The sequence below is a fragment of the Burkholderia sp. AU38729 genome, from assembly GCF_020419725.1.
Classification (GTDB): domain Bacteria; phylum Pseudomonadota; class Gammaproteobacteria; order Burkholderiales; family Burkholderiaceae; genus Burkholderia.
Map to the genome: position 1 here is coordinate 17987 of NZ_JAIZQO010000001.1, position 15900 is coordinate 33886.

General features: G+C 67.8%; 11 protein-coding genes. 4 read left to right on the forward strand and 7 right to left on the reverse strand.

All coding sequences use genetic code 11. The features are described 5' to 3' along the window. The first annotated feature begins 41 nt into the window (after positions 1–41). On the forward strand, positions 42–1718 hold the full coding sequence (locus LGM56_RS00080) for a S10 family peptidase (RefSeq protein ID WP_226202056.1): 1677 nt from the start codon (positions 42–44) through the stop codon (positions 1716–1718). A 69-nt stretch (positions 1719–1787) separates the two neighbouring features. On the opposite strand, the gene nadE is transcribed toward LGM56_RS00080, so the two are convergent. The 3 genes from nadE to LGM56_RS00095 all read right to left on the reverse strand — a co-directional run bounded on the left by nadE (position 1788) and on the right by LGM56_RS00095 (position 4115). Beyond that, complete coding sequence (gene nadE / locus LGM56_RS00085) at positions 1788–2636, reverse strand: ammonia-dependent NAD(+) synthetase (RefSeq protein WP_089475574.1); 849 nt, start codon at positions 2634–2636, stop codon at positions 1788–1790. A gap of 242 nt (positions 2637–2878) precedes the next feature. Continuing rightward, positions 2879–3748: a DMT family transporter gene (locus LGM56_RS00090; RefSeq protein ID WP_226202058.1), complete on the reverse strand. Its 870-nt coding sequence runs from the start codon at positions 3746–3748 to the stop codon at positions 2879–2881. 181 nt (positions 3749–3929) lie between these two features. Beyond that, a complete protein-coding gene (locus LGM56_RS00095; protein ID WP_006480515.1) occupies positions 3930–4115 on the reverse strand; it encodes a hypothetical protein in 186 nt (61 codons plus the stop codon). A 208-nt stretch (positions 4116–4323) separates the two neighbouring features. Between LGM56_RS00095 and LGM56_RS00100 the strand changes: the two genes are divergently transcribed. Beyond that, on the forward strand, positions 4324–5082 hold the full coding sequence (locus LGM56_RS00100; protein WP_226202060.1) for a DeoR/GlpR family DNA-binding transcription regulator: 759 nt from the start codon (positions 4324–4326) through the stop codon (positions 5080–5082). 104 nt (positions 5083–5186) lie between these two features. Continuing rightward, positions 5187–6980, forward strand: coding sequence for a phospholipase D-like domain-containing protein (locus LGM56_RS00105; RefSeq protein WP_226202062.1), 1794 nt, complete (start codon positions 5187–5189; stop codon positions 6978–6980). Positions 6981–7055: 75 nt separating this feature from the next. Here the strand turns inward: LGM56_RS00105 and LGM56_RS00110 are convergent, their stop codons facing one another. The 3 genes from LGM56_RS00110 to LGM56_RS00120 all read right to left on the reverse strand — a co-directional run bounded on the left by LGM56_RS00110 (position 7056) and on the right by LGM56_RS00120 (position 10851). Further along, complete coding sequence (locus LGM56_RS00110) at positions 7056–7730, reverse strand: TetR family transcriptional regulator (protein WP_011353990.1); 675 nt, start codon at positions 7728–7730, stop codon at positions 7056–7058. Positions 7731–7846: 116 nt separating this feature from the next. After that, positions 7847–9115, reverse strand: coding sequence for an NAD(P)/FAD-dependent oxidoreductase (locus LGM56_RS00115; protein ID WP_226202064.1), 1269 nt, complete (start codon positions 9113–9115; stop codon positions 7847–7849). 155 nt (positions 9116–9270) lie between these two features. Then, positions 9271–10851 (reverse strand): amino acid permease, encoded by a 1581-nt coding sequence (locus LGM56_RS00120; RefSeq protein WP_226202066.1) that lies wholly within the window; start codon positions 10849–10851, stop codon positions 9271–9273. Between the two features lie 620 nt (positions 10852–11471). Here LGM56_RS00120 and LGM56_RS00125 point away from each other — a divergent pair. Then, on the forward strand, positions 11472–12983 hold the full coding sequence (locus LGM56_RS00125) for an aldehyde dehydrogenase family protein (protein ID WP_069252500.1): 1512 nt from the start codon (positions 11472–11474) through the stop codon (positions 12981–12983). Between the two features lie 105 nt (positions 12984–13088). Here LGM56_RS00125 and LGM56_RS00130 read toward each other — a convergent pair whose 3' ends face one another. Continuing rightward, positions 13089–15536 carry a DUF3772 domain-containing protein gene (locus tag LGM56_RS00130; RefSeq protein ID WP_226202068.1) on the reverse strand — a complete coding sequence of 816 codons (2448 nt, stop codon included), beginning with the start codon at positions 15534–15536 and terminating at the stop codon, positions 13089–13091. Positions 15537–15900 lie beyond the last annotated feature (364 nt).

Sequence of the window (15900 nt, forward strand, 5' to 3'; positions counted from 1 at the left end):
CTTCCTGTCCGCGCCTTTTTCTCACCTCCAGGAGCAGCACGATGGGCATCGATTCCGCATCTTCCGGCGGCGTGTATCCGCTGCATCACGGCGACCACAACTCGCATGGCGTGCCGCCGACCATCAACCCGGTCGCGCTGAGCCACGGGCGCGACCAGCCGTTCTTCGATCCGGTCGCGTACGGCAATGGCCCCGACGACTCGGTGACCGACACGACCGAGGCGGCTGCGATCACGCATCACACGATCCTGATCGACGGGAAGCGCATCGCGTACACGGCGACGGCCGGCCACCTCGTGACGGTCGACCCGAGCAGTTCGCAGCCGGCCGCGAAGCTCTTCTACGTCGCGTTCACGGCCGACGGCGCGAAGGAAGAAACGCGGCCCGTGACGTTCTTCTATAACGGCGGGCCGGGCTCGTCGTCGGTGTTCGTGCTGCTGGGGTCGTTCGCGCCGAAGCGCATCAAGACGTCGATGCCGGGCTTCACGCCGCCCGCGCCGTACCAGATGGAAGACAACCCGGACAGCATGATCGACCACAGCGACCTGGTGTTCATCAACCCGGTCGGCACCGGCTATTCGGCAGCGGTTGCGCCGAACAAGAATCGCAACTTCTGGGGCGTCGACCAGGATGCGGATTCGCTGAAGCAGTTCATCAAGCGCTACCTGACGAAGAACAACCGCTGGAATTCGCCGAAATACCTGTTCGGCGAATCGTACGGCACCGCGCGCAGCTGCGTGCTCGCGTACAAGCTGCACGAGGACGGCGTCGACCTGAACGGCATCACGCTGCAGTCGTCGATCCTCGACTACCGGCAGGCCGGCAACCCGGTCGGCGCGCTGCCGACCGCCGCGGCCGATGCGTGGTATCACAAGAAACTCGGCGTCACGCCGGCGCCCGCCGATCTCGGCGCGTTCGTCGAGGAAGTCGCGCAGTTCGCACGCACCGACTACCTGACCGCATTGCGCAACGTGCCGCATGCCGACCCGGCCGCCGTGAAGAAGCTGTCGCAATACACGGGCATCGACACGGCGACGCTGCAGACGTGGGGGCTCGACATTGCGGGTTACAACGCGCGCGGCAATTCGCTGTTCCTGACGACGTTGCTGCAGGCACAGGGGCTGGCGCTCGGTTCGTACGACGGCCGTGTGACCGGGATCTCGTCGGGCATCGCCGGCAAGATCGACCCGAACTCCGGCGGCAACGATCCGACGATGACGGCCGTGACGGGCGTCTATACGGCGATGTGGAACAGCTACCTGAACGAGCAGTTGAAGTTCACGTCGAGTTCCGCGTTCACCGACCTGAACGACCAGGCGTTCCAGAACTGGGATTTCCATCACACCGACCCGACCGGCGCGCAGCAGGGCATCGATGCGCAGGGGAACGTGATCCTCTACACGGCCGGCGATCTCGCGGCGGTGATGGCGTTGAACGTCGACCTGAAGGTACTGTCGGCGAACGGCCTCTACGATTTCGTCACGCCGTTCTACCAGACCGTGATCGACCTGCAGCAGATGCCGCTGGAGGATCAGAAGGTGCGGCAGAACCTGTCCGCGCGTTTCTATCCGTCGGGGCACATGGTGTATCTCGACGGCGGCTCGCGCACCGCGCTCAAGCGCGATCTCTCGGCGATGTACGACGCGACGGTCAGCGATACGGGTGCGCGGATGCGGATTCGTGCGCTGCAGGCGACGAAGACGGGCGGACACGCGTAGCGGTGCCCGTCAGTAAGACGCCGCGCGCAGCCATGACGGTGCGCGCGGCGTTTTTTTAACCTGGCCGGCTTACGCGGCCGGCCAGTCGAACATCGTGTACGGCAGCGCGCGCTTGTGGCGCGACGCGTCGTAGAAGCGCAGCACGGTTTCGTACACGTGGTCGGCGACAGGCTTGCCTTCGAGGAAATCGTCGATCTCGTCGTAGGTGACGCCGTACGCGTGCTCGTCGGGGCGCAGCGGGCGCAGTTCCTCGAGGTCTGCCGTCGGTACCTTCATCACGATCAGTTCGTCGCCGCCGAGCGCACGGGCCACCGCGCGCACGCGACGCTTGTTCAGCCCCGCGAGCGGCAGGATGTCCGCGCCGCCGTCACCGAACTTCGTGAAGAAACCCATCAGCGACTCGGCCGCGTGATCGGTGCCGATCACGATGCCGCGCCGCGCGCCGGCCACCGCGTACTGCGCGATCATGCGCTCGCGCGCCTTGACGTTGCCGTGCACGAAGTCCTGCTGGGCCGGCGTCTCGAACGCATGGCCGGACGCGACCAGCGCGGCGAGCATCGCGTCGGCGGCCGGCTTCACGTTGACGGTCAATTCTTCGTCCGCGCGGACGAACGAGAGCGCGCGCTGTGCATCGGCTTCGTCGTTCTGCACGCCGTTCGGCAAGCGCATCGCGATGAAGCGGGCATCGTAGCCGCCGGCGCGCAGCTTTTCGACCGACAGCTGGGCGAGCCGGCCGGCCGTCGACGAATCGACGCCGCCGCTGATGCCGAGCACGTAGGTCCGCAGGCCGGTCGAACGCAGGTATTGCGCGAGGAACTCGACGCGGCGGGCGATTTCGGCCTCGGCGTCGAAGTGCGGGGCGACGTTCAGTTCGGCAATGATCGCGCGTTGGCGGCTGGCGTAATCGGCGGATGTCATGAAAGGAGTTCCGGAACGAAATCAAGGCGCCCATCATAAGCGCAATCGCGGCGCGGTGCCGCGCTGGGCGTGCGATCCGGCGATTTCGCGTTGCATCGGCGAGACGGGCCGCGTCGTCGTGGTGCACGGTGCGCCGGGCGGGTGCGACGATGCCGCGTAACGGGCGTTCGAGCGGCCGGTATTCGATATGCGTGGCGGCTGGTGTGGGCGCGGTTGCATGTGCTCCCACACGGTCGGCCGCGTCAGCGCCGCGCGAGCACGACGCCCACCAGCGCGAGCGCGAAGCCGGCGAGCTGGATTGCCGCGAGCGTCTCGCCGAACAGCCAGTAGCCCTGCAGCGCGGCCAGCGGCGGTGCGAGGAACAGCAGCGACGTCGCGCGTGCGGCGTTGCCGCGCCGCAGCATCCACATCAGCATCGTGACCGCGCCGCCGGACAGGAACACGACGCCCCACACGAGCGACACCCACAGCGCCGGCGCGCCGATCCAGCGCGTCTCGTGCAGCAGTGCGACGAAGACGGCCGCGACGATGGCCGCACCGAAGTTCTGGATGGCCACCGCCGTGCGCAGGTCGCTCTGAGCGAGCTTGCCTTTCTGGTACAGCGAGCCGGCGGTGATCGACCCGACCGCGAGCACCGAGACGGCAACGACCAGCCACGCAGGCGCGGCGCCCGGCGGCGGCGCGACGCCGCCCGTGACCTTCGGCGCCAGCACGAGCGCGACGCCGGCGAGGCCGAGCGCCATCCCGAGCCAGCCGCGCGCCGGCAGGCGCTCGTTGAACAGCGGGACGGCGAGCACGGCGGTGGCGAGCGGCTGCAATGCGCCGAGCAGCGCCATGACGCCGGCGTTCAGCCCTTGCGCGACGGCCCAGTAGCTCGCGCCGAGATAGACGCCCTGCAGCAGCGCGCCCGCGATCAGGTGGCGCGGCCATTCGCGCCGGGCCGGCCACGGCGCGCGCGAGACGAGCGCCACCGCGCCGAACAGCGCGGCGGTGCCCGCGAAGCGCGCGAGCAGGAACAGGTTGGGATCGGCATAGGGCTTGATTGCCCGCGCAACGATGAAGCCGGTGGACCAGAGGGCGACGAAGGCGGCGGCGACGAGCGAGGTCAGCATGCGTGGCGGGCCGCGACGCGGCCGGACAGAATCGTGAAGTCGGCCAGTATCGGGGGAAGCGACGCGGGCGTCTTGTCGAATCCTGCACTCATGCCGCGTGCCGCGTAGGCGGCCGGCTGTGCCGGGAGAAGGCGGGGCGCCGCCCCGGGATGCGGAGCGGGCGAGCGTGAAGCCGCCGCGATCAGTCGATCGAGAACGTGTCGAGCGGCTGGTTGGCGCGTGCGTCGGTCGCGAAGCGCGCGGCGAGCTGTTCGTAGAGCCGGCGGGCCTCGTCGAGCGTCAGGTCGATCCAGTAAGGATCGCCGGCCGCGTCGTTGAGACGTTCGGGCGGAAACTGGATTTCGATCACACTGCCTTTGCGATACATGGCGCGAGCCCCTTTGCTTGGTCGGTCGTTCGGCGAAGCGCAAAGTGTAGCAACCGGCGCCGCGCCGATTCGCGCGCGTCAGGCAATACAGAATTTCGCTTTCGGGAAACGCGGCCCGGCGGGTTTCCCGCCGCAGTCAAATGCCGGTCAAACGGCCGTAATACAATGGTCGGCTTACCCATAACCAGTCGCCTCGGGCGCACACGCGATGCTGGCGGAACAACGTCATCAATTCATCCTGTCGGAACTCGGACGGTCGGGCGCATTGTCGGTCGCGGAACTCGTCCGCTCGCTCGACGTGTCGCGCGAGACCGTGCGGCGCGACCTGAACGCACTGGCCGCACGCGGCCTGCTCGTGATGACGCACGGCGGCGCGCTGGCCGCGGATCGCCGCGAGCCGAGCCTGTCCGAGCGCGAAGCCGCGAACGCGGAGGCGAAGCGCACGATCGGGCGGCGCGCGGCCGAGTTCGTGCCCGATGATGCGTCGGTGCTGATTGACTCGGGCAGCACGCCGCATGCGGTCGCGCTCGCGCTCGCCGACCGGCACCGGCTGTCGATCTACACGAACGACTGGCGTACCGCGTTCGTGCTCGCGCGGCGCAACGGCAACCGCGTGACGCTGCTCGGCGGCGAGCTGTCCGACGACGAGGACGCCACCTTCGGGCTCGACACGATCCAGCAGCTTGCGCAGTACCACGTCGATTTCGCGTTCGTCGGCGCCGGCGGCATCACGTCCGACGGCGAATGCACCGACTACTCGCGGCTCGCGGCCGAGGTGCGCAGCCGGATGATCGCGGCGGCCGGCACCGCGATGATCGTCGCCGACCATTCGAAATTCGGCCGCGTGACGCCGGTGCGGATCAACGGCACCGGCGCCGCCCGCTATCTCGTGACCGAGCGCGCACCTGACAAGGTCGTGCGCCGTGCGCTGACCGCGCGCGGGATCGAGCTGCTCGTGTGCGACTGACGCGCGTCCGACATACAAGGTTCATCGAACCGTCATCCGCAGGGAAGAACCGCCGTCAAGACTGACCCATTCACCTCGACCGGCCGCAGGCCAGGGAGCAACGAATGACCGTCAGCGTGCGCAGCTATCTTTCCCCCACCCTGGTCCTGCTGGCCTTCGACTGGCCCGATGCGGCGTCGCGATCCGATTTCCTCGGCTTCGCGATCCGGCGCACGCCGGGCTTCTGGTCGGCCGACGGCAAGACGCGCGCGCCGAACAGCTGGCTGCCGAACCGCCTGACGTTCGATGGCCCGGCCGCACACACGCAGGGCGATGCGCCGACCGACCAGGCGCCGATCCAGAAATTCATGTGGTGGGATGCACGCATCGATCCGCAGGATCGCGGCGCGGCGTTCCGCTACGACGTGTATCCGGTCGTCGGCACGCCGGCGAACCTGCAGGTGCTCGACGCGCAAGCCGGCGTGTGCGACGTCGTGCTGCCCGCGCATATCGAGGACGGCATCGGCACGTGGTTCAACCGCGCGGTGGTCAGCTCGCAGGCCTTCGCGAGGCAGGTGGCGGCGCTGGGCCTCGCGCCGAATGCGGCGCCGAGCGCCGCGCAGGCGCTGAAGCTGCGCACGTGGCTCGCGAACGACATGGAGCAGGTGTTCGCGGAGATGCTCGACCCCGCGTCGCGCGCGGCGTCGGCCGTCTATCACCTGACCGACACGCTGTGGGCGCTGCCCGCGTTCGAAGCGTTCGGGCGCACGCACGGTGAAGCGTCGCTCGCGATCGTCTACGACGCGCATACGACGGCGCGCAAGGGCAAGCCGCCGCTGCCGTCGCCGAACCAGCCGGCCGTCGACGCGCTGCAGGGTCTCGCGACGCTCGCGCCGCGCGACAAGACGCACATCATGCACGACAAGTTCATCGTGACCGATGCGTCGTCGAATGCGGCGCCCTCGCGCGTGCTGACCGGTTCCGCGAACTTCACGACCGAAGGGCTCACGGAGCAGGCGAACGTGCTGCACGCATTCGACTCGCCCGCGCTCGCCGCGCTGTACAACGATCGCGCGCATGCGCTGGCCGGGAATCCGTCGATCGCGGAGACGGCGAAGCTGTCGGCGGGCTGGTCGGCACCGATGACGATCGGCAGCGCGCAGGTGCGGCTCGCGTTTTCGCCGGAGCCGGCGGGGCAGCGCACCGAGATCGACACGATCGTCGCCGCGATCGCGGCCGCGAAGCATTCGGTGTGCTTCTGCCTGTTCATGCCGACCGACGCGGCGCTGCGCGACGCGTGTTTCGCGGCCGGCGACCGCGGGCTGATGATGTTCGGGCTGGTGAACAAGATCAACGTCGGCAGCGCGACGAAGGCCGATGCCGGGCAGCAGGGCGGCCAGACGCTCGATGCCGCGACGCTCGCGAACCTCGAGCTGTACCACCGCAGCCGCGACAACCACGACGTGATCGATGCCGCGTATTTCTCGCCGGCCACCGTGCCGCAGGGTTTCGAGCCGGAATTGCGGTTGTTTCCGGGCGAGCCGGCGCCGGCCTTTCCGCCCGTCGTGATCCATCACAAGTTCATCGTGATCGATGCGGAAGGTGCGAATCCGGTCGTCTATACGGGCTCGGCGAACATGAGCCGAAATTCCGAGCAGTACAACGACGAGAACCTGCTCGAGATCCGCGACCAGCGGATCGCGGCGATCTATCTCGCGGAATTCCTGCGGCTGTACGAGCACTACCGCGCGCGGGCACTGGCGATCGATGCGAAGCAGCACGGCACGGACGGGGGCACGGGCACGCATGCACGGCTCGCGCTTGCACCCGATTCGAGCTGGGCGAAGAAGTATTACGTGGCGGGAAGCCCGGAAGAGAAGGCGCGGATCGCACTGGCGTCGACCGCGCCGACGGACTGACTCACGAGGGAGCGCCGGGCGCGGATGTCGCGCGCCCGGCTCGAGTCTGGAAGCGAAACCGGCCGCCGCCGCCGCTTATGCGGCGACGTAGCGCAGCACGGCGTCGGCGATCGTGTCGCGGTGCCGCGCGCGCAGGCGCGGCGCCGACGGGTCGCGGCCGAATGCGGCGCCGAACGTGTAGCGGTTCGACACGCGGTGGAAGCAGAACGAGCTGATCAGCAGGTGCAGGTCGAATGCGTCGATGTCCTTGCGGAACGCGCCGCTCGCCGCGCCGCGCTCGACCAGTTCCTCGAGCGTCTTGATGATGCTGACGTTACGGTTCTTGAACGACTTGAGCTGTTCGAGATACTTCGCGCCGTGGATGTTCTCGATCGACACGAGGCGGACGAAGTCGCGATGCTTGTCGTGATAGTCGAACGTGAATTCGACGAGGCGGCGCATGCCCTCGCGCGGCTCCATGTCGCCGACGTGCAACTCCTGCTCGAGCGCGCGGATGTCGCCGTACACCTTCTCCAGCACGGCCTCGTACAAGCCTTCCTTGCTTTCGAAGTAGTAATAGAGCATCCGCTTCGTCGTGTTCGTGCGCTCGGCGATGGCGTCGACGCGCGCGCCGGCGAGGCCCATCGCGGAGAACTCCTGCGTGGCGACGTCGAGGATGTTGCGCTTGGTTTGCTCGGGATCGTATTTGCGCCGCGCATCGGACGGAAGCGCGCGGGTGTCGGACGTGGCGGCCTTGCTTCCTGCTTTCATGTGGACTTATTGTGGCTTCGGCGGCTTGGAAAAGCCATTCTAGCATGTGGGAAATTCCCGCCCGGCCGACCTTCCGCTCTAATCGGCAGGGCGGTTTCGGCCGCCGTGGCCGCCGCTCAGCGGCGGCAGGACGCGAGCGCGTCGCGGGCCTGGTACGCCGTGTACGTGAGCTGCGCGGCAGCGAGGCCCGCCAGCCCGAACGTGCGCGTGAGCCCGAACGCGTTGAAGCCTTCCGGCACCGGCCGGCCTTCGGCCAGCGTGGCCGCGAGCACTTCGCCGGCCACCGTGGTCGGCGCCATCCCGTGGCCGCCGAACGCGATCGCGTGCCACACGCCGTCCGCGTCGCGGCCGATCTGCGGCATCTTGTGCCGCGCGTAGCTCATCAGCCCGCCCCACGCGTAGTCGACCTTCACGCCTTCCAGTTGCGGATACACGCGCAGCAGGTCGCGCCGCAGCAGGCGCGCGATTGCGTCGGGGCCGCGGTCGAGCACGGAGATCCGGCCGCCCCACAGGATGCGCGTGTCCTTCAGCGGACGGTAATAGTCGAACGCGAAACGCGTGTCGTAGATCGCGTACGGCGCGTCGATCGCGTCCGGCAGGCGCGCGCCGAGCGGTTCGGTCGCGATCACGTAGGTCGCGATCGGCAGCACCGCGCGCTCGATGCGCGGCGACACGCCGCGCGCGTAGCCGCCGCCGGCGAACACGACGTCCTTCGCGCGCACCGTGCCCTGCGCCGTGCGCACGACGTACCCGGCGCCCTCGCGCGCGATGCCGAGCGCGGCCGAGCGTTCGTACACCCGCGCACCGCCGCGCGACGCGGCCGCTGCGACGCCGAGCACGTACTTGAGCGGATGGAAGTGGAAGGCATTCGGCTCGAACAGCCCGCCGTAGTAGCGCTGCGTCTTCAGCCGCGTGCGCAGCGCGTCCGTCGAAACGGGCTCCCAGTCGACGCCGAGCTCGTCCTTCATCAGCGAGCGCACGCTGTCGAGCCGGGACGGATCGTCGAACCAGTTCGCGAGCATCACGCCCTGGTCGACGATGTCGCAGTCGATGTCGTAGCGCGCGATTCGCGCGCGGATCAGGTCGACCGCGTCGACGGTGAGCCGGTACAGCCGGCGCCCTTCGTCGCGGCCGAGCGTGCGCAGCAGGTCGGCGTTGTCGAGGCTGTAGCCGCCGAAGACGAAGCCGCCGTTGCGGCCCGATGCGCCGAAGCCGACGCGTTCGCTGTCGAGCACGACGACGTCATGCACGCCGCGCTCGACGAGGCCGAGCGCCGTGCACAGGCCGGCGAGGCCGCCGCCGACGATACAGACCTGCGTGTCGATCGTGCCGGTCAGTTGCGGGTAGGGCTGGCGGGTAACGGTGGCTTCGTAGAAGTTCTGCATGCGATTTCGTTGACTCTTGACGGCGGAAAAACAGCGGCGCGCGTCGATCTTGCCTGAACGTGCGCGCCGCGTCGAATGGGGGTTGTGTGGGCACCGGCTGCCGCACTCGCATGGCGGCCGGTGCGATCCGGATTGATCCAGGCCGAGCCGCGCGATCAGGTGCCCGGCGTCGGGTTGGCCGGACGGGCGACGTAGCCCGCGTAGCCGGTTTCAGCTTGGGGCGCAGGCTCGGGCGTCGCGTTGCGTTCGATCCAGGGAGCGATCTCCATGTCTTCGTAGCGTACGAGACGGCATTTGCGCACGATCGCGTAGCCGAGCCAGATCGCGAGGAAGAACGGCAGGCCGATGTAGGTCGCGGCGACGCCGACCCAGTCGATCTTGTCGGAGAGGAACGCCTGGTAATCCTGGCCGAGCGCGATCACCGCGCACAGCGCGAACGCGAACAGCGGGCCGAACGGGAACCACTTCGACCGGTACGGCAACTGGTCGAGCCGGTAGCCCTGCTTCAGGAAGCCCTTGCGGAAGCGGTAGTGGCTGACCGCGATGCCGAGCCACGTGATGAAACCGGCCATGCCCGACGTGTTCAGCAGCCACAGGTACACGGTCTTGTCGCCGTACAGCGACGTGAGGAAACACAAGGCGCCGACGGCCGTCGTCGCATACAGCGCATTGCGCGGCACGCCGCCCGCCGACAGCTTCGCGAAGATCTTCGGCGCACGGCCTTCGACCGCGAGGTTGTAGAGCATCCGCGTCGATGCATACATGCCCGAGTTGCCGGCCGACAGCACGGCCGTCAGGATCACCGCGTTCATCACGCCGGCCGCGAACGCGAGGCCCGCGTGGCGGAACACGAGCGTGAACGGGCTCACGCCGATGTCGGTCACGTCGCTCTTCAGCAGGCTCGGGTCGGTATAGGGAATCAGCACGCCGATCACGAAGATCGCCAGCACGTAGAACAGCAGGATGCGCCAGAAGATCTGGCTCACCGCACGCGGGATCGTCGTGCGCGGGTTTTCCGATTCGCCAGCCGCGACGCCGATCATCTCCGTGCCCTGGAACGAGAAGCCCGCGATCATCGCGACGCCGAGCATCGTCGCCCAGCCGCCGGCGAACGGCGCGTCGCCGATCGTGAAGTTGCCCCAGCCCGCGCTCGGGCCGCCCTGCATGATCCCGAAGATCATCAGCAGGCCGACGCCGACGAACGCGAGCACCGTCAGCACCTTGATCAGCGCGAACCAGTATTCGGCTTCGCCGAAGCCGCGCACCGACAGCGCGTTGAGCGCGAAGATCAGCGTGAGGAACAGCGCGCTCCACCAGACGCCCGGCACATGCGGGAACCAGTAGTTCATCACGAGCTGCCCGGCGACGAGCTCCACCGCCAATGTCACGGCCCAGCTGTACCAGTAGTTCCAGCCGAGCGCGAAGCCGAAGCCTTCGTCGACGAACTTCGCGCCGTAGGTCGCGAACGAGCCCGATACCGGCATGAACGCGGCCATCTCGCCGAGGCTCGTCATCAGGAAATAGACCATCAGGCCGATCACCATGTACGCGAGCATGGCGCCGCCGGGGCCGGCCTGCGAGATCGACGCGCCGGACGCGACGAACAGGCCCGTGCCGATCGAGCCGCCGATCGCGATCATCCGCAGATGGCGTGCCTGCAGCGCACGGTGGAGGGACGGCTTCGCGGGCGGCGAGCCGGAGGGGCGGGGCGAATCGGGGCGGGCATCTGAATGCATGGCGGGCGCTGGGCGCTGTCTCCGGGATTGTTTTTTCGGTGACGAAGCGCGACGCGTTGCCGGCCGCGGTGATGCGGTGCTGAAACGGGCCGGGTGAGCGGGCCGCGATGCGTGTCGCCTTCGTCTGTCGTCCGGCAGCCGTGGTGGCGGCCGGCGGCGCGCCGGGTGCGTTGCACCTCGACGTCGCCACGATTGTGTGTGCCCGGTGCGCGGGCGGCAAACGATATTTCAGAACAGGGTGATGCGGCTTTGTCATCAACTTGTGCACCGTCACGGCATCGCCAATGTCCGGTCACAGGCCTTGGACAAGTCTGATATGAGCGAAGAAACGCACGGCGTCATCTCGCCCGGGTGTTGCGTTTTCGGAATGAAGTCGTGAGTTAATATCAATAGCGGCCCGACTTGTGGCCACCGACAATGTGTTTCATGGATCGTGCCCTGCGAGGCGGGAGCGCGCCGTCCGGCGGGCTTCCGGCGGCGGCGCGGCGCGATGCGCCCAATGGCGCACCGGGCCTGCCGCGCGGCGCATCCGCTTGCACAGGGCGCGCGAACGCGCTCCAATCGAATCACGCGGGCGGCGTTGCCGCCGCACCGATCAATCTGTCCCTGAAGAGGAAGTGATGCAATTCAACGACATTCTTGCCGCGCTCGATATCGATCTCGCCCAGTGGAAAGGCAATGCGCTGACCGCGCGTTCGCCGCTCGACGGCGCGACGCTCGCGACGCTGGCCGTCGACACGCCCGCCGACGCCGAGCGCAAGATCGACGCCGCGCACGACGCATTCCTCAAGTGGCGCACGGTGCCGGCGCCGGTGCGCGGCGAACTCGTGCGCGTGTTCGGCAACGTGCTGCGCGAGCACAAGGCCGAGCTCGGCCGCCTCGTCACGCTCGAAGCCGGCAAGATCACGTCGGAAGGCCTCGGCGAAGTGCAGGAAATGATCGACATCTGCGATTTCGCGGTCGGTCTGTCGCGCCAGCTTTACGGCCTCACGATCGCGTCGGAGCGCCCGGGCCACCGGATGATGGAAACGTGGCACCCGATCGGCGTGTGCGGCGTGATCTCGGCGTTCAACTTCCCGGTCGCCGTGTGGGCCTGGAATGCCGCGCTCGCATTCGTGTGCGGCGATTCGGTCGTGTGGAAGCCGTCCGAGAAGACGCCGCTCACCGCGATCGCATGCCACGTGCTGCTGCAGAAGGCGATCCGCGAGTTCGAGAAGACCCACCCGGGCGTCGCGCCGGCGGAGCTGAGCCAGCTGGTGCTCGGCATGCGCGATGTCGGCGAGGTGCTGACGGCATCGAAGAAGGTGCCGGTGGTCAGCGCGACGGGCAGCGTGCGGATGGGCCAGGAAGTCGCGAAGGTGCTGAGCCAGCGTCTTGCGCGCGGCATCCTCGAACTCGGCGGCAACAACGGGATGATCGTCGCGCCGAGCGCCGATCTGGATCTCGTGGTGCGCGCGGTCACGTTCGCGGCGGTCGGCACGGCCGGCCAGCGCTGCACGACGCTGCGCCGCCTGATCGTGCATCGCAGCCTGGTCGAGCAGCTGCTGCCGCGCATCGAGAAGGCCTACGCGTCGGTGAAGGTCGGCAACCCGCTCGAAGAAGGCACGCTGGTCGGCCCGCTGGTCGATCGCGCGTCGTTCGATGCGATGCAGAAGGCGCTGGGCGATGCACGCGAGCAGGGCGGTGAAGTGAAGGGCGGCGAGCGCGTCGACGTCGGTCACGCGGATGCATACTACGTGCGTCCGGCCATCGTGCGGATGCCGAAGCAATCGGCGGTGGTCGAGCGCGAAACGTTCGCACCGATCCTGTACGTGATGGTCTACGACAACTTCGACGATGCGATCGAACTGCACAACGCGGTGCCGCAAGGCCTGTCGTCGGCGATCTTCACGAACGACATGCGCGAGGCCGAGCAGTTCATGTCGGCAGCGGGCAGCGACTGCGGGATCGTCAACGTGAACATCGGCACGAGCGGCGCGGAAATCGGCGGCGCGTTCGGCGGCGAGAAGGAAACGGGCGGCGGCCGCGAGTCGGGTTCGGATGCGTGGAAGGCTTACATGCGCCGCGCGACGAACACGATCAACTACAGCCGTCAGCTGCCGCTGGCGCAGGGCGTGAAGTTCGACGTGTGATGCGGGGCGCCCGGGAGGGCGCTGCGTAGAAGGAGAAAGGGCCGGCTGCCGCGTGGCGGTGCCGGCCCTTCGTTCATCTGCGCGACGGCAAGCGTGCGAGCCGCGTCATGCGTCTCCCGCCGCCGGCATGTTCTGCACGACCAGCATCTGCGGGCTCGACAGCGTGATGCCCGCCGCGCGCAACTGCTTCAGGATCTCGAACAGCAGGTCGCTCTTCGTCGAGCCGGCGATCCGCGGGCTCGACACGTAACCCGTCACGCTCAGCGTGATGCCGTCCGGCGTGAGCTGGCTGAACGTGACCGACGGCGCCGGCTTCTCGAGAATCGCCGCATGCGAGCGATAGGCTTCGAGCAGCAGGTCGCGCACCTGCTCGGGATCGGTGTTCAGCGGGAACGTCAGCACCAGCGTCGCGACGCCCTGCGTGCTGTTGCCCATCGTCACGTTGCGCAGGTTCTGCGAGATCAGTTGCGAGTTCGGCACGATCACGGTCGAGCGGTCGCTGAGCTGGATCTCGGTCGCGCGCACGTTGATGCGGCGGATGTCGCCTTCGACGCCCGCGATGCTGATCATGTCGCCCACCTTCACCGGGCGCTCGGTCAGCAGGATCAGCCCCGACACGAAGTTTTTCACGATCTCCTGCAAGCCGAACCCGATACCCACCGACAACGCACTGACGATCCACGCGAGGTTGTTCCACCGGACGCCGAGCAGCCCGAGCGTCATCAGCACGAGCAGCACGTAGCCGACGTTGGTGAACAGCGTGATCAGCGACACGCGCATCCCGGTATCCATGCCGAGCGCGGGCATGAACTCGCTGTCGAGCCAGCGGCGCAGCGAGCGCAGCAGGTAGAAGCCGATCGCGAACCCGATCACGGCGTTCATGATCCGGTCGGGCATGATGTTCAGGCTCTGCAGCCGCTGGCTGCCGATCATCGCGACCGCGCTGTCCATCAGGTCGCCCGGCGTCGTGCCGAAGCCGCCCGTCAGCAGCGCGATGGCCGCGATCAGCATCAGCAGGCTCGTGCCGAAGCCGGACAGGACCGTGCGGGCCTGGTCGAGGTGGCGATCCTCGAGCGCGAACAGGTGCTTGATCTGCTGGCCCGTCGTCAGGCTCGACGAGAACAGGCTTTCGCTCGCGTCGCGCGTCAACTGGATCAGGATGTAGGTGGCGCCCAGCACGATCTCGAACCACACGAGCTCGTAGGTAATGAAGCGCGCGACCGTGATGTAGCCGATCAGGAGTGCGATCAGGGTCGCGATGATGGCCAGCGTGACGGCGGCATGGATCAGCCCGGCGAGCGTCGAGCGCTGCTCGGGCGCTTCGCCGGCGGCCGCGAGCGCGCTGCGCGCACGGTTCGAGCGCAGCAGCGATGCACCGACCGTCACCGCGACGACGAGCGACACGATCCCGCGGCCGAACAGCGTGACCGACAGGCTGGTGTCGACGATCCGGTTGATCGATTCGAGCGTGCCGGACACCAGCAGCAGCGCGGCCAGGATGCCGGGGAACGGCTTCATCGCGAGCGCGACCGGATCGGCGAGCGCGGGCAGGCGCCATGACGGATGCTTCGTGCAGAGCAGCGCACGGCCGAGCCCGGCGATCAGGGCGCAGGTCGCGGCGAGCTTCGCGAACTGGTCCCACAGATCGTTCAGCGCCGGCGTGAGGTCGTATTGGCGCGCGACGGCGAGGTAAAAGATCTGGACGGCGATGGCGGTTGCCAGCAGCGTCGACAGCGCGGTCGACAACGCCAGCGCGCTGCGGCGCAAACGGGTGGCCGGCAGGCGGTTCACGCAGAACCACGCGAGCCCGCGCTCGATGAGCCGGCGGCCGCCGATCCATGCCGCGAACGCGGCAACCAGCAGCAGCACCGTGATCGCCTTTTGTCCGGGCACCCACGACGAGCGCAGCATGTCGAGCATTTCTTCGTCGAAATCCCCGAGCCGCTGGGCGTCGTCCGGTGAAAGATGGAACAGCGGCAGCCAGAACTGCGCACTGAAAATGCCGCCCGAACGGAACGCGAGCTGGTTCTTCAGCAGGCCGCGATGCAGCTTCGCGAACTGCTCGTTCAGGTTCGTGAGGCTGGCTTTCTGGTCGGCGGCCTGCTTCAGCGCCGCGTCGAGCTGCGTCTTGCGCGCGTTCAGCGTGGCCCGTTGCTTCGCGACGGCCGGCGTTTCAGGCGCGGCGCCGTCGGCGGGCGGGGGGCCGAGCACGTCGAGCTGCCCCTGGATCTGCGCACGTTGCGGCACGAGATCGCTCTGCAGCTTCTCGACATCGGTGCTCAACTCCTGCGTCGAGTCGCTGAGCCCGTCCAGCTCCTTGCTGTTGGACGCGTTCGAGGTCTGCTGTTTGATGCGGTCCAGTTCGGCCTGCATCTGCTTGAGCTGTGCGACGGCGTCGTTCAGCGAGATGGCCGGAACGGGCGCGACGACGCCGCTCGCGTTCGGTGCCGAGGCGGCCGCCGGAAACGCCGACGCGGTCGCGATCGCCACGAACTGCAGCAGCGCGATCAGGGCGATCCGGCGAGCGTAGGTGGATAGTCGTTGTATGAACATGGAATGCTTACGATTTGCCGACAATTCAGGTCGCCGAAAGGCGCCCGGAAGCCGGTGGTTGGCCCGGTAGCATGTTACCGGGGTGTGGGGACGAGCGATGTCCGAATCTGCGGGGGCGGAATCGGGGCGCGGTGCGGGGTGACGGGCCACGACCCGGCGGCTTGTGCCCCGGTTTACCGGGCTTGCGTTGATCGTGCGACGCAGGAAAGGCCGCGGTTCGTGGCGCTCGATGACATCGATTGGCCAGATAGATGGTTACCGAATTTACATAACATTCGGGGGCAAGCGCCAACAAATAGGGTGCGATGGCCCGTTTCGGGTGCGGGTTCGAGAGCCGTGACCTTTCATTTTCCAGTCGTCCATT